The following is a 16942-nucleotide window of genomic DNA, read 5'->3' on the forward strand; positions in this document are numbered from 1 at the left end:
TTAACGCCAGTTCAAGGGGTGATCTGATAGCCCCGTTGCTGCATGCAACTGTTGTAGGCGGAAGCAGTAGCCGCCGGTTCTGCCCGGCGATCCTGGCGACGATCCTGACGTTGCCGAGATCCACCTACAACCGCACCTGCCACCGCCGCATCCTTGGCCTGGTTCTGTCGATATTCCTGTTTAACATCGTCGTCTACCTTGTCATAAAGCTCGTCATGCTGACGACCGCGTGCTCCGGCAACCGCCGCACCTGCTACTGCGCCAGTAGCGGCACCACGGGCACGTCCACCTGATTGAGACGTCGTGCTGGTGCTTGTCGCACTCCCGGCTTGAGCCTGGCATGAGCTTATGTCCTGCTGAATCATTTCGGGGGACTGCCCTTTGAGCGGCGTTACGGTCTCGGCTGAAGCGCAAAGGCAAAATACCGAGACAATCGTAGCCAGACAGGGGGGGATGGATTTCTTCATAAAGCCTCCACTGTTATCAGTGTGCTTTGGATATTTGAGTCTAGTTCAGCGTTTGGCGACTAACCCTGGAACAATGTTCTTAGAGTGCAACTTCTAATTCCTTTTGTACGTGTGCCCCCTCGAATTGGTGCGGCAATTTTTAAGCACTGACTTACACTGCGATACACCCAATGCGAACAAATGACTGTTCAACGGATCAATAGATCCCACAGCAATCCGGGTATCAGGTAATGAATCAGCCCAACATGAAAACGCTCACGTGCCTGTTCGCTGCCAGCGTGTGCGCGGCGACGAGCACCTGTGCAAATGCTTCGCCCATCTTCCACACCAGTTTCGACTGCGCCACAGCAACGGCGTCGGTCGAAAAGCTGATTTGTCGCGACCCACAACTGATGCAGATGGATATCGAACTGACGCGTCTTTATCGCCTGGCGCTCACGGATGATCATTCAGTACCGCGTCCGGACAAAATCATGATCGACCAGCAGTTCTGGATCGACGCCCGCAATCAGTGTGCCTCCGACCCTGCGCCCAAGGCGTGTACGATCCGACAGTATGCCGAGCGCGCGCACCAGCTGCGTCAAGGCTCGGTCATTGCGAGAACCAAGGATCCAGACAGACTCACCGAAGGCCCGCTGGCGTTTCGGTGTACAGGGTTTAATGCGCTGCTTGCCGCCACCTTCTTTAACACCCAGCCTGGTGTCGTGTACCTGAAATGGGCGAACACCTCGATCACCCTAAGCCAGGTGCAGAATGATTCAGGAACCCAATACACCGGCAAGGATTCCCAAGGGAACTACAGCTTCTGGCAAGACGGCAACGCGGTGCTTTTCCAGAAGCCAGGCTCAGGGGAAATGAGTTGTATGCTCGAGCCTGTCAGCTGAGACCGTCTCTCACGTACTCGGCGATTTATGCCACGGATAGCCTTTGGCACTGAGTTCAAAGGCGTATTTGAACAAGCGCTTCATGTACTCGCCATCGAATTTATGGAGGCGAGGAATGCGGAAATCGGAGCCGATGTACGCCAGATTGAAGTCCGCCCCATCCTGCTGGGCAATTCGGTAAATTCGGTCCAGATCGCTGATCCCCTGAGTCTGGATCAATGCGCTGATGGCTCGACCGCCGATGCTCAAGGTTCGGCGCTTCGTTCCGGACCATTGCAGTTCCAGTTTGCCGTTGCGAATCACATAGAAATGCCGTTCACGACGCAAACGCGCCCCGGGCACCTGGTTCAGCGCCATCACGGTGCCGGGTGGGTAAAGGAACACCTGCGTCAGGACACCTCCGTCCACGTGCATTTCCTGAAACGGGTGGCCGTTAACGTCCACATCAATCATGACGGGTGAGACGGCACCGGGAATACTCATCGACGCGACCATGATGTTGCGAAACAGCTCAAGCGCTCCCGGTACCTGGCTGGAGGCAATAGCGCCCATGTTCCAGGTGACCGGGCGCCCTGAATCAAGGTCGGTGGTACCGATCATCAGGAGCCGTCCCTTGGCGTATTCCGAGGCGATCGCCGCAAGAATCTCGGCATTGACGTGCTGTGCAATGAGCCGCGACAGTGGCTTGCTGTGTGCCAAGCCATCGCTGGTAAGACGGGTCAGCAAATTGCGCGCATGGAAAATGTCTTTTGGGCCGACTGCATTGCAGATTCGCACAATGACATCGTCGTACTGGGGCCCCAGGTAGGCAAACGGGGCGACCAGGGCGCCAGCGCTAATACCGGTGACGACTTTGAATACAGGTCGAGTCCCATGCCGGGTCCATCCCGCAATGATGCCCCCGGCGAATGTGCCAGCGTCACCGCCACCCGAAACGGCCAGCAAATTTGCCCTCGGCAAGATGTCATTCGGTAGCCCTGCGCGGGCGAGTGCCTCAGCCTCTCGAAGGTTGGCCTGGCTCACATCCCGAATGAACGGCGTCAGGTCCTGGTCCAGCCAGTAGCGAGCATCTGGAATGCCCGGGATCAGCGCTTTTTCCGTTAACGTTGGCGGCACCGCATCACGGCGTTGCAGGCATGCTTGACGCAACATGTTCAGGGTTGAGGCGCCAGGTCTGAGCGGGAATGGTTTCAACACGCCTCCTCCGGCCCCTGCAATTGACAGCGCCCGTCACGCACACTCTACACACCAATGACCAGTCTCAATGGCGAGTGGCCTGAACATCTTTCATGCTAGCGCAAGCAAAGGCAGCCATGGGGTTGGCGGGACGTCCGGTCTGTCCTGCGGCTGATCCTCCCCCCCCATGGACGATCATTAGAAACGCCAGCAATCAGCGCAGCTTCAGCGGATCGACCAGTTCAGCGGCGATGGCCATGCCCACCAGGTCCGGCAAGGTATTGGCCTGCATGCGTTTCATCACCCGCGAACGATACAGATCGACGGTTTTCGCACTGACGCCCAGTTGCTCGGCGATCTCGCGGGTGGTGTAACCCTGGACCAGCGGCAGCAAGACATCGCGCTCCCGTGGGGTCAGTGTCAGCAAGCGCGCCTGCAAGGCTTCGTGCCCCTGATTGCCCGAGCGGTTTGCCGCGCAGTTGCTGAGCGCCTGTTGCACGCTGTCCAGCAGCAATTGTTCGTTGTAGGGCTTCTCGATGAAGTCATGGGCGCCCGCCTTGAAGGCGCGAACCACGATCGGCACATCTGCGTGCCCGCTGACGAAAATGATCGGCAGGTTCAGCTCACGTGCGCGCATTTCTTCCTGCACATTCAAACCGCCCATGCCGGGCATACGAACATCGAGCAGCACGCAGGCATCAAGACTGGCATCACAGGCATTGAGAAACGCCACGCCACTGGTAAACGGCAAGGCTTTGAGCCCTACCGATTCCAACAACCAGACGGTTGAATCGAGCATGCCTTGGTCATCGTCGACCACATACACCACGTGCTCCGTCACACCTGCCATTACGTTATTCCTGTTGTTGTTTTGTTGGGCCGGCCAGCGGCAAACGGCAGCACATCAGCAACCCGACAGGTTGGCGTCGGGCCTGTAACTCGCCACCAAAACCTTCGATGATGCTGCGGCTCATGGACAAGCCGAGTCCCAGGCCATCGGCCTTGCTGGTATAGAACGGGGTAAAAATCTGCTCCAGTTCAGGCTCGCTGACGCCTGGCCCCTGGTCTTGCACACTGATTTCCACGGTTGTACCAGCGCCCTGCCCCGCAGCCATCACGATCAGCGAGGGTTGCCCCGGATGTTGTTCGCGGTTGGCATCGATGGCATTTCGCAAGAGATTGAGCAGGACCTGCTCCAGCAGCACTCGGTCGGCATAAATCGGCGGCAGATTATCCGGTAGGCGATCCTCGATTGTCACTTGGCAATTGCTCGCCTCCCAGGCACATAAACGCACGGCCTCGCGGGCGACGTCGGTGAAATTCAAGGCCTGCATCCGGCGTTGCCCCTTGCGCAGAAACGCCCGCAAACGTCTGATCACTTCTGAAGCATGCGTGGCGTGATGGGTAATGCGCTCCAAGCCTTGCGCCACTCGGGCGGCAGCCTGGGGATTGGAATCCAGTGTCTGTAAATAGCGCTGGCTGGCATTGGCGTAATTGACCACCGCCGCCAATGGCTGGTTGATTTCGTGAGCGATGCCCGAGGCCAATTCACCCAAGGTGACCAACCGCGCGGTGTGCGCCAGTTCGTCCTGATGGCGGCGCTGTTGCACTTCACGTAGTTCACGCTCGGTCATGTCCCGCGCCACCAACGAGTAATAGCGCTCGCCGCCGGCCGAACGGTGCGCCAGCAGCACCAGCGATACCGGCACTGAAGTGTCGCCTGCCGGTGGCTGCAATCGCGCATCGGTGCTCCAGACACCGTCGCGCTCGGCACTGCTCCAGCCATCACGCTGCAGGCGTGCCAGGTCGCCGCTGGCGAACAACGTTGCCAGGGCTGGCATCGGTTGTTGCTCGTCGATCCCGAGAATGCGCCGCGCCGCTGGATTGAGGTAAGTGACTTGCCCCTCGGGGTCGATAAACAACACAGGATCGGTGTTGGCCTCGACGACTTCCGCCAGCCGTCGCTTGTTCTCCTCGGCATGCACCCGTGCGGTAATGTCCCGGGACACGCTCACCACTTCCACCACCGCCCCGGTATAGGTCTCACGAATCGCCCGGCTCGCGGTTTCAAACCACAGGTAATGCCCATCCCGATGGCGAATCCGATACGTCATCGTGTGATAACCGTCCTGCTCCAGGGCATCCCGCGCGCGCTGCACCAGGCTGGCCAGGTCCTGACCATGGAACAAGCCTTGGGCCATTTGCCCGCGCAACTCCTCCGGCCAGTAGCCGAGTAGTGTCCAGGACGCCGGCGAGGCGTCGAGAAAGCGCCCGTCGGGTGTATGCCTGGAAATCAGGTCGGTGGTGTTTTCAATGATCAGCCGGTACAGCCGTCGTGCCGTGGCCGCTTCACGCTCGGCCAGCACTTGTGCTGTGGCATCGCGGCACCGGGCGAGCACACGGTTGTCCTGGGGATCGGGGATAAACGTCCAGATCAGGATCTGCGCTTCGAACTGGGCTTCGACCCCTTCGATGGCGCGTTGCTGGTCCAGGCAGGCGTGTACCAGCACCCGGTGATTGACCGGCAGAAAACCCAGCACATCAGTCAGCGGCTTTTCGGCGAGCAGTGCCAATAGCGCGGCATTGAACTCCAGCGGTCGGCCCTGTGCATCGAGCAACAGGCTCGGTTGCGGGTCGTGCCCCAACAGCGGCGAGCCGCGCAGCATGCCGTTGACGCTGCTCAGCAACGTCGTCAGCAAGTCCTGCACCCAACCCAGCCAGTCAAGACTCACGCCCTCGCACACTTCCACCAGCAACAAACCCGCCTGCCCCGGTTGCAACGCCAGATCAAACACCTGGCCATGGCTGATAGCGGCCCGGCGCAGTCGGCCGGCCAGCCAACAATCGAGTTGACGTACTTGAGCCAGATCCAGCCGCCCCGCTTCGGCCAGCCGATCAAACAGCCGCTGATCGCTGGCCAGCGAAGGGTCACCCAGCCCCGGCGGAAAATGCTGGGCGGCGCCCTCGTGGCTGTAAATCCGCGCATTGGCTTGCCAACTCAGATAAACCGCCCGGCGCACCTCAGGGCAATCCTGCAGCGCACGGCACAACGCATCGGCCCGGGCGGCCAGGGACACACCCTCGCGCTGCAGGCGCAACCAGCTGTGCAATCGAACGGGAGTCAGGGTCATCACAGGTCCGCTTCGTTGGGGAAGCCAAGGATATACCGGCCTTGGCGGTGTCACTGTATTCATTTAGATCTGCAAGAATCAAATATAGTACATATTCTATATTACGTAGGTTGTACTTCCATATCGCTAGCTGAATGTTATATAAAGCAGGCCGGACATAAAAGGCGACCTCAGCGGCTACGCTGCAAGGTCACCTATAGAGCTAACAATCAGCCACCGAGTACCCGTACATGTCGATCTATGAACAAGGGCTAGGCCCTGCGGCTGTCAACCATATTGCCTTGTCTCCGCTCAGCTTCATCGAGCGCACCGCCAGCGTTTACCCACACTATCCCGCCGTCATCCATGGCTCGATTCGCCGCACCTGGGCGCAGACCTACACCCGCTGCCGCCGTCTGGCCTCGGCGCTGGCCGGTCGCGGCATCGGCAAGAACGACACGGTGGCGGTGATGTTGCCCAACATTCCCGAGATGCTCGAAGTGCATTTCGGCGTGCCGATGATTGGCGCGGTGCTCAACCCGCTCAACGTGCGCCTGGATGCCGAAGCCATCGCCTTCATGCTGCAGCATGGCGAAGCGAAGGTGCTGATTACCGACCGTGAGTTCCATGATGTGATTCACGCCGCAATCGGCATGCTGGATCACCCGCCATTGGTCATCGACGTTAATGATCTGGAATACGGCGAAGGCCAGGCTGTCAGCGAGCTGGACTATGAAGCGCTGTTGGCCGAAGGCGACCCTGCTTTCGCCTGGCAGTGGCCCGATGATGAATGGCAAGCCATCTCGCTGAATTACACTTCCGGCACCACCGGCAACCCCAAAGGCGTGGTTTACCACCATCGCGGTGCCTACCTGAACTCATTGGGCAACCAGATGACCTGGGCCATGGGTAACCATCCGGTGTACCTCTGGACCTTGCCGATGTTCCATTGCAACGGTTGGTGCTACCCGTGGATCATCACCGCCATGGCCGGTGTGCATGTGTTTCTGCGCCGCGTCGATCCACAGAAAATCCTCACGCTGATCCGCGAGCATCAGGTCACCCATCTGTGCGCTGCGCCGATCGTGCTCAATGCCTTGGTCAACATGCCGGAATCGGCTAAAGCGGCGATCGATCATCCGGTCAACGCAATGGTCGCCGGTGCCGCACCGCCGGCCAAAGTGATCGGTGCCGTGGAACAAATGGGCATCAAGGTCACCCACGTCTATGGCCTGACCGAAACCTATGGCCCGGTGACACTCTGCGCCTGGCATGCCGAGTGGGATGAGTTGCCGCTGGACGAACGGGCGCAAATCAAATCCCGTCAGGGCGTGCGCTACCCGACGCTCGAAGGCGTGATGGTCGGCGACTCGAAGACACTGGAGCCGACCCCGCGAGACGGTCAGACCATCGGTGAGATCTTCATGCGCGGCAACACCGTGATGAAGGGCTACCTGAAGAACCCGACCGCCACAGCCGAAGCGTTCGACGGCGGCTGGTTCCACACCGGCGACCTGGCGGTGTGTCATCCCAACGGTTATGTCGAGATCAAGGATCGACTCAAGGACATCATCATTTCCGGCGGCGAGAACATTTCCACCATCGAACTGGAAGGTGTGCTCTATCGCCATCCGGCCGTCATGGAAGCGGCCGTCGTCGCCCGTCCCGATGAGAAGTGGGGTGAAACGCCCTGTGCCTTTATCACATTGAAGGCTGATCACCAGGACGTTCGCGAGGCCGACATCATCAGTTTCTGCCGCGAACACCTGGCCGGTTTCAAAGTCCCGCGCACGGTGATTTTCACCCTGCTGCCGAAGACTTCAACCGGCAAGATCCAGAAGTACGTTCTGCGCGACAGGGCCAAAGCGCTCTAACCGAATCAACGTCGTACCCACCAAGCGGCAGGTGTTTTACCTGCCGCTTCGGGCTCGTGCAGGCTGAATTTGGCCCTGCCCCTGACCTACACACTGATAACAAAAACAATGTGGAGCCACCCATGATCGACATTCATTCAACCGATACCCAACGCTGTGAACGCATTCGGTCCAACCCGAAATTCATTCAATTGGTGAGCAGCCGTTCGCGCCTGGCCTGGTCGCTGAGTGCTGCCGTGCTCGGCACTTACTACGCGTTCATGCTGGTGGTGGCGTTTGCCCCGCAGTGGCTGCACGCGCCGATCGCCGAGCATCGGATGTTGACCCTGGGCATGCCGGTGGGCGCGGCGATCATCATTTTTTCCTGGCTACTGACCGGTTGGTACGTCTACAGCGCCAATACGCGTTTCGATGCACTGGGCGCCGCCATTCTCGAGGAGAGCAAGTGATGACTCTGCTGCGTAAACTTCTCCTCGCCGCTGCCGGGCTATTGCCGACTTCCGTTGTGCTGGCTGCGCCCACGCTGGGTGCAGTGGAAAAACAGCCGCTCAACCTGCATGCGATCGGCATGTTCTTCGTCTTCGTGCTGGGCACATTGGCCATCACTTGGTGGGCCGCGCGGCAAACCAAATCCACTTCGGACTTCTACACCGCGGGCGGTGGCATCACCGGGTTCCAGAACGGTCTGGCGATTGCCGGCGACTACATGTCCGCCGCCACGCTGCTGGGGCTGTCCAGCCTGGTGTTCGCCAAGGGCTACGATGGCTTCATCTATACCATCGGCTTCTTTGTTGGCTGGCCGATCATCACCTTCCTGATGGCTGAGCGCCTGCGCAACCTGGGGCGCTACACCTTTGCCGACATCGTGTCCTATCGCCTGGACCAGAACAAAGTGCGGATCTTCGCCGCCTTCGGTTCACTGACGGTGGTGTGTTGCTACTTGATCGTGCAGATGGTCGGTGCGGGTCAGTTGATCAAGTTGCTGTTTGGCCTCGACTACCCGGTAGCCGTGGTGATCGTCGGCGCGCTGATGCTGGTGTATGTGATTTTCGGCGGCATGATCGCCACCACCTGGGTGCAGATCATCAAGGCTGTGTTGCTGCTGGCTGGCGGCACGACCCTGGCGTTGATGGCCATGTCGCAATTCGGCTTCAGCTACGAAACCCTGGCCAGCAAAGCCGTCGAAGCCCATGCCAGCGGCTGGAACATCATGGGCCCCGGCTCAATGCTCGCCGACCCGATCAACACCGCTTCGATGTCGCTGGGCCTGGTGTTCGGGATTGCCGGCCTGCCGCACATTCTGATGCGTTTCTTCACCGTGCCTAACGCCAAGGAAGCGCGCAAATCGGTGTTCTACGCCACCGGTTTCATCGGCTTCTTCTTCCTTGTGGTATGCACCCTGGGCTTCGCCGCGATGGTGATCATCGGTACTGACCCGCAGTACTACGTCAATGGCGAAGTCGGCGGCACCTTGATTGGTGGCGGCAACATGGTCGCCATGCACTTGGCCAAAGCGGTCGGTGGCAATCTGTTCTTCGGTTTCCTCTCGGCCGTGGCCTTCGCCACCATTCTGGCGGTGGTTTCCGGGCTGGCCCTGGCCGGTGCCTCGGCGATTTCCCACGACCTCTACGCCACGGTGTTCAAGAAGGGCAAAGCCAGCGAGAAACAGGAAATGCGCGTAACCCGCATGGCCACCGTGGGCCTTGGCATCATCGCGATTCTGCTGGGCATTCTGTTCGAGAAGATGAACGTCGCGTTCCTGGTGGGCCTGACCTTCGGCATCGCCGCATCGACCAACTTCCCGGTGCTGATCATGGCCATGTACTGGAAAGGCTTGACCACCAAAGGCGCAATCATCGGCGGTTTCGCCGGGCTGATCTGCGCGCTGGTCCTGGTGATCCTCTCGCCAGCGGTCTGGGTCACCGTGCTCGGCCATGCACAGGCCATCTTCCCGTACGACCACCCGGCGCTGTTCTCCATGCCACTGGCGTTCTTTGTGATCGTCGCCGTATCCAAACTCGACCGCAGCGTGCGGGCCGACAAGGAGCGTGACGCTTACGCCGACCAGTTTGTCCGCGCCCAGACCGGCCTCGGTGCCGCCAGCGCTTCCAGCCATTGAATGAAAGGGCACGGCCTGCTCAAGCGGCGCCGTGCCCATCGCACACCCTTTTGAGGTTCACGTTATGCCCGAATTCAACGCCCCGCTGCGCGACATGCGCTTTGTGCTGCATGAAGTGTTCGATGCCCCGGCCTTGTGGGCACGCCTGCCGGCCCTGGCCGACAGTGTCGACGCCGCCACCGCTGACGCCATTCTTGAGGAGGCGGCCAAAGTCACCTCGCACCTGATTGCGCCATTGAATCGCAGTGGCGACGAGGAAGGCGCCCAGTGGGTCGACGGCCAAGTCAGCACGCCGATCGGTTTCAAACAGGCTTATGCCACCTACATCGAAGGCGGCTGGGTGGGCCTGTCGGGCAACGCCGATTTTGGCGGCATGGGCATGCCGAAGATGCTCGCCGTGCAGTTCGAAGAAATGCTCTACGGTGCCAACGCAAGCTTCGCCCTGTATTCGGCGTTGAGTTCCGGCGCCTGCCTGGCGCTGGATGCCCACGCCAGCGACACCCTGAAAAACCTCTACCTGCCGCCGATGTACGAAGGCCGCTGGGCCGGTTCCATGTGCCTGACCGAAGCCCACGCCGGCACCGATCTGGGGATTATCCGCACCCGCGCCGAACCCCGGGCCGATGGCAGCTTCAGCATCACCGGCAGCAAGATCTTCATCACCGGTGGCGATCAGGACCTGACCGAAAACATTGTCCATCTGGTGCTGGCCAAACTGCCGGACGCACCGGCGGGGCCGAAAGGCATCTCACTGTTCGTCGTGCCCAAAGTGCTGGTCAATGCCGACGGCTCCCTCGGCGATGCCAATGCCGTGAGTTGTGGCTCGATCGAACACAAGATGGGCATCAAGGCCTCGGCCACCTGCGTGATGAACTTCGACGGCGCCAGCGGCTGGCTGGTCGGCGAAGCCAACAAAGGCCTGGCGGCGATGTTCACCATGATGAACTACGAGCGCTTGTCCATCGGCATTCAGGGCATTGGCTGCGCCGAAGCGTCCTATCAGAGCGCCGTCGCCTATGCACGTGAACGGGTTCAGAGCCGCGCGCCGACCGGTGCCATTGCTCCGGACAAAGTGGCTGACCCGATCATCGTCCACCCCGATGTGCGCCGCATGCTGCTGAGCATGAAAGCCATGACCGAAGGCGGCCGCGCGTTCGCCAGTTATGTCGGCCAGCAACTCGATCTGGCGAAGTTTTCCGATGACGTCCAGGAACGGGACAACGCGCAAACCCTGGTGGCGCTGCTCACACCGGTGGCCAAGGCGTTCTTCACCGACACCGGCCTGGAAAGCTGCATCAACGGCCAGCAAGTGTTCGGCGGCCATGGCTACATCCGCGAATGGGGCCAGGAACAATTGGTCCGCGACGTGCGCATTGCGCAGATCTACGAAGGCACCAACGGCATTCAGGCCCTGGACTTGCTTGGACGCAAAGTGCTTGCCGATAAGGGCTCCGCGCTGCGCCAGTTCACCGGTGAGATCCGTCATTTCGCCCATCAGCCCGACGCGCCCTTCTCCGCTCAACTGTTCGATGCCGTGCAGCGTCTGGAAGACCTGAGCGACTGGCTGCAGGACCAGGCCGCGACCAATCGCAACGAAGTCGGCGCCGCGTCGGTGGAGTATTTGCACCTGTTCGGTTACGTCGCCTACGCCTGGCTCTGGGCGCGAATGGCGCAGGTTGCCAAGCAAAAGCTGCCCGAAGACGAAGGGTTTTATGGCGCGAAAATCGCCACCGCCGACTTCTACATTCACCGCTTGCTGCCGCGCATTTTGAGCCTGGAGCAATCCATCCGCGCGGGCAGTGCCTCCCTGTTTGGCCTGAGCGCCGAACAGTTCTAACGATTGAACCGCACGCGGCGCCACGCTCCTCTCTTTTTGGCGTTCGCGTTTTTTATTGATAAGCCCTCGCCCACCTGGCGAGGGCCGCGGGACCTGTCTTTCCATAATAAAAACAAAGGGGCTTCACCATGGACCGCAACACCCGCATCCTCGCTACCCGATTATTGCTGGCCGGCGGCGTCATCAGCCTCTCGGCCCCCGCCGCTGCTGACTTTGTCAAAGACAGCAAGGCCAGCCTGGAGCTGCGCAACTTCTATTTCAATCGAGACTATCGCCAGGACAACGCCGCGCAATCCAAACAAGAGGAATGGGCGCAAGGTTTCCTGCTGCGCTATGAATCGGGATTCACCGACGGTTTGATCGGCGTGGGTGTCGATGCCATTGGCCTGCTCGGCGTCAAGCTCGATTCCAGCCCTGATCGCGCAGGCTCCGGCCTGCTCAAACGTCACCGCGACACGAGCAAAGGTGCACAGGACGAGTACGGCGAACTGGGCCTGACCGCCAAAGTGCGTGCCTCGAAAAGCACGCTGAAACTCGGCACGCTGTTGCCGAAACTGCCTACGGTACTGGCCAACGATTCACGGCTGTTGCCACAAACCTTCAAGGGCGGCCAGTTGACGTCGCTGGAACTCGAAGGCCTGACCGTGGATGCCGGGCGACTGACGCAGGTCAATCAGCGCGACTCCTCGGACTACGAGGACATGGGCATCACCCGCACCGGCGCTAAGGGCATCACCACACGTCATCTCGACAGCGACAGTTTCGATTTCGCCAGCCTGAACTACAAATGGACCAGCAACTTCGCCACCGGCTACAGCTACGGTCACCTCGACAATTTCTACAGCCAGCACCTGGTCAACCTGACCTACGTGTTGCCGGTGACGACGGGCCAGTCACTGAAGACCGATCTGCGCTTCGCCCGTTCCACGGACGATGGCGGCAGCAATGTCGATAACAACGCCATCGGCGCGATGTTCACCTATAACCTCGGCAGCCATGCGTTGGGTCTGGGTTACCAGGGCATGAGCGGCGACACCGGCTACGCCTACGTCAACGGCACCGATGCGTTCCTGGTGAACTTCGTGCAGATCGGCGACTTCGCCAGCAAGGATGAAAAGTCCTGGCAGGCGCGCTACGACTACAACTTTGCGGCCATCGGCATTCCGGGCCTGACCTTCATGACCCGCTATCTCACCGGCGACAACATCGATCTGGGCGGCAACCGCCCAGAAGGCAAGGAATGGGAACGTGATACCGACATTGGTTATGTGGTGCAGAGCGGGCCATTGAAGAATGTCGGGGTGAAATGGCGTAACGCGACAGTTCGCTCGGCCAACTTCGGCAGCGACCTGGATGAAAACCGCCTGATCGTCAGCTACACCTTGCCGATCTGGTAAGCAAGCCCTCCTCTCCTGATCATTCCCACGCTCTGCGTGGGAATGCAGCCCGGGACGCTCCGCGTCCCAAGAGCGGACGCAGAGCGTCCGAGGATGAATTCCCACGCGGAGCGTGGGAACTATCGGTGCGCAGAGCGTGGGAACGATCATCCTCGGCAGTGGGCCAGAGTAGGTTAAGATGCCGACAAACCAGGCCCGCCGCGAGACGCCCCGCATGACTGATACCACCCCACGCCTGATCAAGAAGTACCCCAATCGCCGACTGTATGACACCCACACCAGCAGTCATCTGACGCTGGCGGACATACGCCAGTTGGTGGTCGACAAAATTGCTTTTCAGGTGGTCGATGCCAAGAGCGGCGAGGATCTGACGCGCAGCATCTTGCTGCAAGTGATTCTGGAAGCCGAAAGCGGCGGTGAGCCGATCTTCACCAGCGAGATGCTGATGGGGATTATCCAGTTCTACGGCCCATATCAGGGCGTACTCGGCAGTTACCTGGACAAGAGCATTCAGACCGTAATCGACATCCAGTCCCAGACCGGTGCGCAATCATCCGAGGCCTGGAGCACCTTCATGCATCAGCAAGCGCCGGTGATGCAGGATTTGATGCGTCAGTATGTCGATCAGTCGAAGGCGCTGTACCTGAACACCCAGAACCTGTTCGGCATGTTCGGCGGCAAGCCCGGTGCCGATGGCGGAACGAAAAAAAATGGCGATGGGGAATAAACCCATCGCCATTGGTACCGCTGGCCTGACGTGACTTACTTGTTACCGCTGTTAGGCTTGGCGCTAGCTTCCGGGGCCGCTTTAGTGCCCGCGGCAGTCGCTGCATCGAAACCACTCTGAGCCACATCGGCAGCCTGTTTTACGGCTTTCTGTGCGCTTTCGAACACAGTGCCGGCATTCGCCAGGCCCGACTTGAACGCGGCCACAACAGGCTCGGAGCCGGCCGGTGCATTCTTGCTGATCGTTTCAACGAACTCATGCAGCTGCTGGGTGCCCGCTTCGACCTGACTCGAGGTCAATTTGGCGATGTCCGACTGAGTACCCACGATCAATGCTTGCACCTGACGATTGAACTCGACCAGGCGTTCGGTTTGCGCACCCGGCTGGGTGAAAGAAGCCTGCAGCTCGGCGAAGCCTTGTGGATCACGGACGGCCAGCAGCTTGCGAACACCTTCGAAGTGCTCTTCGGTGGAGTCGCGCAGTGCCTTGAACTGCAACTGGCTGAGCTGTTCAACGCTGGCGAACACTTTGCCGCTGATTTGCTGCAAAAGGTCGAGGTTGGCTTTCTGAGCGGTTTGCAGTTTTTCCGAATTGAAAAAAGACATGCTTGAATCTCCTGGTACTGGAAGGCCCTGATGAGCCTGAGGACGCGATAGCGATCCGGCCAGTCATCGCGTTAGCCTTGATATTGCAGTGCACAAAACTATTTGGCAACGCCTATTTTTGTGCGGTGCAAAATAAACATTGCTAACGCCCTCCTTATTCGCTGTAGACTCCAGCTCATCGAACGGCCCGCCTTGCCCTCTTTAATTAAAGGGTTCAGATGCGCAGGTTCCCATGCATAGCAGCAGGAGATCACCATGGGTCAGGAAGTAAATATTGCGCTGCAAGATGAAGAGCGTAGCGACCCCGCCGGCTTGTTCGAACACCTTAATCATCTGCAACGCCTCAATACCCATAACGTCCTCGACGCCGTGCAGAAGCGCCAGGCAAAAACCTTCGCGTCATTAAGCCTTGGGCAACTCAGACAGCCGACACCGGCTGACTGGCAGGAATACTTCACTGACCTTGGCCAGCGCAGCGTGCTGTTCTGGGACACCTTGCGTCAGCGCGGCGACAACACCCTGGCCCACGAACGCGCCGGGTATCCGCTGCTGCTCAAGTTCAATCATGAAACGCTGGTCGCTGGTGAAGACCTGCCTCGTGCGGTCAACTATTCGTTGTTGCAAATCCTCGGCGGCCCGGGGCAACAGATCGACAGCAAAAAACAGCCCGTGATCATCATTGACCCCCGCGGCGGTCACGGCTCGGGGATCGGCGGTTTCAAACAGGATTCGGTCATCGGCGAAAGCCTGAGAGCCGGCCATCCCACCTATTTCATCGCCTTCAGTCACTCGCCACGCCCAGGGCAAACCCTTGCCGATATCACAGACGCCCAGGCACGGTTCATCGAGGTCGTCAGCACCCGGCATCCGGACAGCGCCAAACCTGTCGTCATTGGTAACTGCCAAGCGGGCTGGGCGTTAATGGGCCTGGCGGCCACTCGGCCAGAGTTGCCGGGGCTGATCATCGTCAACGGTGCGCCGTTGTCGTACTGGGCCGGCGTCAATGGCCACAATCCGATGCGCTACACCGGCGGTTTGCTGGGCGGTGGCTGGATGGCACGCCTGGGAAGCGACCTCGGTAATGACCGCTTCGACGGCACCTGGCTGGTGAGCAATTTCGAAAACCTGGACCCGGCCAACACCTGGTGGGGCAAGTACTACCACCTGTTCAGTGAAGTCGACAGCGAGGCCGCACGCTTTCTGGATTTCGAACGCTGGTGGGGCAGCCCGACCCTGCTCAATAGCGAAGAAATCGAGATGATTGTCGACGACTTGTTCATCGGTAATCAGCTGTCCGGTGGCCTGGGGCGCAAGAGCAGCGGGCTTGACCTCAAGTTGATCGAGGTGCCGGTGGTGGTGTTCTGTTCCTATGGCGACAACATCACCTCCCCGCAGCAGGCGCTGGACTGGATCACCGACGTCTATCCCAGCGATCTCGCGTTGCAAAATGCCGGACGCACCATCGTTTACCTGCGACATGCGAGCATCGGTCACCTGGGTATCTTCGTGTCCGGTGACGTGGCGCGGCGTGAGCACCGTGAGTTGCTGGGTGCGGTCGATGCGATCAATGCGCTGCCGTCCGGGCTCTATGAAATGCTGATCGAAGACCTGCCGGAGCACTCGGCGACGCCGTATGCCGTGCGTTTCGAGTCCCGGCGTATCGCCGACATTCATGGCCAAGTGCAGCCGCCCCGTGATGACGATCGCGAATTCGCACTGGTGCAGCGCGCCTCCGCCATCAACAACAACGTGTACGACGAATTCATACGCCCGTGGTTGCGCCAACTGATCAACGAACCGAGCGCCGAACTGCTGCGCCGCGCGCACCCTTTCCATCAGCAGCAAGTGGCCTGGAGCAGTTTGAACCCGGCGCTGTGGTGGCTGGCTGGCAGTGCCGCCCAAGTGAGCAAGGATCGTTACCCCGCCAGCCAGAACAACCCGTTGCTGGCCTGGCAAGAACTGTTTTCCAACCAGGTGCAGGACGCCTTGAACGGCTATCGGGACCTGCGTGATGCGGCTCACGAAATGTGTTTCTACGGCGTGTATGGCGTGCTCAATAGCCTCGCTGGCAACGCACCCGGACGAAATCTGCAGGAACACGCCAAGCAGCACGACCAGGTTCTGATCGAGCGCCTGCAGGATGCCCTGCCCCTTGGCGGCCTGATGGAAGCCTTGATACGTATCCTGTTCCTGCTGGGCCGCGACAGCGACGAACCGGGCAAGGAAAGCGTCGAAAAATTGATCCTGCAACTGCAGGTGCTGCTCCAGGACTACAGTGCCAAGCCGCTTGATTTGCGCGAAACCCTGCGCCTGCAAAAACTGCTGGTCGCCACCCTCCCGCAAGAAAGCCTGCACAGCCTGCCCTTGATGCTGGTTGAAGTCGAAGAGCGCCAACAAGTGCTGGCGGCCGTCGCCAATTTGCTGCCGGAACTGCTGACCAGCGGCGCAAATAACCCATGCTGGTGTGAGCTGCACACACTACTCGACGTTCCGCTGCCAGGTTTCAGCCTGCCCCAACCACCTGGTGCGGCCGACGCCATCGAAGTGAAAGTCCCGGCGATAACGCCAGAGCCGATCAAGCAAGCCATCCCGGTGCTCATCCCTGAGCCGATCAAGCAGAAAATCCCCGCAGTGACCCCACACCCCATCGTCAAGGTGGCGAGTCCGGTGCGCAAACCTGCCAAGGGCAAGAAAGCCGTAAAAAAACCTCCGATGAAATAGCGTTGAACGCTGACGGGAGGCGGTG

General features: G+C 59.8%; 13 protein-coding genes. 8 read left to right on the plus strand and 5 right to left on the minus strand.

Going from position 1 to position 16942, the window contains the following annotated elements; genetic code table 11:
- Nucleotides 1-11 precede the first annotated feature (11 nt).
- Nucleotides 12-467, minus strand: a complete 456-nt coding sequence (locus tag IB250_RS14785; protein WP_192344635.1) for a YMGG-like glycine zipper-containing protein — start codon at nt 465-467, stop codon at nt 12-14.
- Between the two features lie 230 nt (nt 468-697).
- Here IB250_RS14785 and IB250_RS14790 point away from each other — a divergent pair, with 230 nt between their 5' ends.
- Entirely contained in the window at nt 698-1351 is a 654-nt protein-coding gene (locus tag IB250_RS14790) for an MliC family protein (RefSeq protein ID WP_412548342.1), read from the plus strand.
- Nucleotides 1352-1360: 9 nt separating this feature from the next.
- Here IB250_RS14790 and IB250_RS14795 read toward each other — a convergent pair whose 3' ends face one another.
- The 3 genes from IB250_RS14795 to IB250_RS14805 all read right to left on the minus strand — a co-directional run bounded on the left by IB250_RS14795 (nt 1361) and on the right by IB250_RS14805 (nt 5658).
- On the minus strand, nt 1361-2503 hold the full coding sequence (locus IB250_RS14795) for a patatin-like phospholipase family protein (protein WP_225603512.1): 1143 nt from the start codon (nt 2501-2503) through the stop codon (nt 1361-1363).
- 238 nt (nt 2504-2741) lie between these two features.
- On the minus strand, nt 2742-3377 hold the full coding sequence (locus tag IB250_RS14800; protein WP_074876618.1) for a response regulator transcription factor: 636 nt from the start codon (nt 3375-3377) through the stop codon (nt 2742-2744).
- Between the two features lie 4 nt (nt 3378-3381).
- The gene (locus IB250_RS14805) at nt 3382-5658 is read right to left on the minus strand and encodes a PAS domain S-box protein (protein ID WP_192344636.1); all 2277 of its coding nucleotides are present in this window, start codon (nt 5656-5658) and stop codon (nt 3382-3384) included.
- A 230-nt stretch (nt 5659-5888) separates the two neighbouring features.
- Between IB250_RS14805 and IB250_RS14810 the strand changes: the two genes are divergently transcribed.
- The 6 genes from IB250_RS14810 to phaR all read left to right on the plus strand — a co-directional run bounded on the left by IB250_RS14810 (nt 5889) and on the right by phaR (nt 13591).
- Entirely contained in the window at nt 5889-7511 is a 1623-nt protein-coding gene (locus tag IB250_RS14810) for an acyl-CoA synthetase (protein WP_192344637.1), read from the plus strand.
- Between the two features lie 122 nt (nt 7512-7633).
- Nucleotides 7634-7960: a DUF485 domain-containing protein gene (locus IB250_RS14815; RefSeq protein ID WP_046049842.1), complete on the plus strand. Its 327-nt coding sequence runs from the start codon at nt 7634-7636 to the stop codon at nt 7958-7960.
- On the plus strand, nt 7960-9630 hold the full coding sequence (locus IB250_RS14820; RefSeq protein ID WP_192344638.1) for a cation acetate symporter: 1671 nt from the start codon (nt 7960-7962) through the stop codon (nt 9628-9630). The genes IB250_RS14815 and IB250_RS14820 overlap by 1 nt, the downstream gene beginning before the upstream one ends.
- A 64-nt stretch (nt 9631-9694) precedes the next feature.
- Nucleotides 9695-11467, plus strand: coding sequence for an acyl-CoA dehydrogenase C-terminal domain-containing protein (locus tag IB250_RS14825; RefSeq protein ID WP_192344639.1), 1773 nt, complete (start codon nt 9695-9697; stop codon nt 11465-11467).
- A 128-nt stretch (nt 11468-11595) separates the two neighbouring features.
- Nucleotides 11596-12864, plus strand: a complete 1269-nt coding sequence (locus IB250_RS14830) for an OprD family porin (protein ID WP_192344640.1) — start codon at nt 11596-11598, stop codon at nt 12862-12864.
- Nucleotides 12865-13042: 178 nt separating this feature from the next.
- On the plus strand, nt 13043-13591 hold the full coding sequence (gene phaR / locus IB250_RS14835; protein ID WP_192344641.1) for a polyhydroxyalkanoate synthesis repressor PhaR: 549 nt from the start codon (nt 13043-13045) through the stop codon (nt 13589-13591).
- A gap of 35 nt (nt 13592-13626) precedes the next feature.
- Here phaR and phaP read toward each other — a convergent pair whose 3' ends face one another.
- A complete protein-coding gene (gene phaP / locus IB250_RS14840; protein WP_192344642.1) occupies nt 13627-14196 on the minus strand; it encodes a TIGR01841 family phasin in 570 nt (189 codons plus the stop codon).
- 255 nt (nt 14197-14451) lie between these two features.
- On the opposite strand from phaP, the gene IB250_RS14845 reads away from it, so the two are divergent.
- A complete protein-coding gene (locus IB250_RS14845; RefSeq protein ID WP_192344643.1) occupies nt 14452-16917 on the plus strand; it encodes a DUF3141 domain-containing protein in 2466 nt (821 codons plus the stop codon).
- The last annotated feature ends 25 nt before the right edge of the window (nt 16918-16942 follow it).

It is taken from the genome of Pseudomonas sp. PDM09 (assembly GCF_014852305.1).
Taxonomy (GTDB): domain Bacteria; phylum Pseudomonadota; class Gammaproteobacteria; order Pseudomonadales; family Pseudomonadaceae; genus Aquipseudomonas.

Coding starts and splice junctions, on each gene's coding strand:
- IB250_RS14800 (WP_074876618.1), bottom strand. CDS start 3,377: ATGGCAGGTGTGACGGAGCACGTGGTGTATGTGGTCGACGATGACCAA.
- phaR (WP_192344641.1), top strand. CDS start 13,043: ATGCCGACAAACCAGGCCCGCCGCGAGACGCCCCGCATGACTGATACC.
- IB250_RS14805 (WP_192344636.1), bottom strand. CDS start 5,658: ATGACCCTGACTCCCGTTCGATTGCACAGCTGGTTGCGCCTGCAGCGC.
- IB250_RS14795 (WP_225603512.1), bottom strand. CDS start 2,503: ATGTTGCGTCAAGCATGCCTGCAACGCCGTGATGCGGTGCCGCCAACG.
- IB250_RS14810 (WP_192344637.1), top strand. CDS start 5,889: ATGTCGATCTATGAACAAGGGCTAGGCCCTGCGGCTGTCAACCATATT.
- IB250_RS14845 (WP_192344643.1), top strand. CDS start 14,452: ATGGGTCAGGAAGTAAATATTGCGCTGCAAGATGAAGAGCGTAGCGAC.
- IB250_RS14785 (WP_192344635.1), bottom strand. CDS start 467: ATGAAGAAATCCATCCCCCCCTGTCTGGCTACGATTGTCTCGGTATTT.
- IB250_RS14790 (WP_412548342.1), top strand. CDS start 698: ATGAATCAGCCCAACATGAAAACGCTCACGTGCCTGTTCGCTGCCAGC.
- IB250_RS14820 (WP_192344638.1), top strand. CDS start 7,960: ATGACTCTGCTGCGTAAACTTCTCCTCGCCGCTGCCGGGCTATTGCCG.
- phaP (WP_192344642.1), bottom strand. CDS start 14,196: ATGTCTTTTTTCAATTCGGAAAAACTGCAAACCGCTCAGAAAGCCAAC.
- IB250_RS14815 (WP_046049842.1), top strand. CDS start 7,634: ATGATCGACATTCATTCAACCGATACCCAACGCTGTGAACGCATTCGG.
- IB250_RS14830 (WP_192344640.1), top strand. CDS start 11,596: ATGGACCGCAACACCCGCATCCTCGCTACCCGATTATTGCTGGCCGGC.
- IB250_RS14825 (WP_192344639.1), top strand. CDS start 9,695: ATGCCCGAATTCAACGCCCCGCTGCGCGACATGCGCTTTGTGCTGCAT.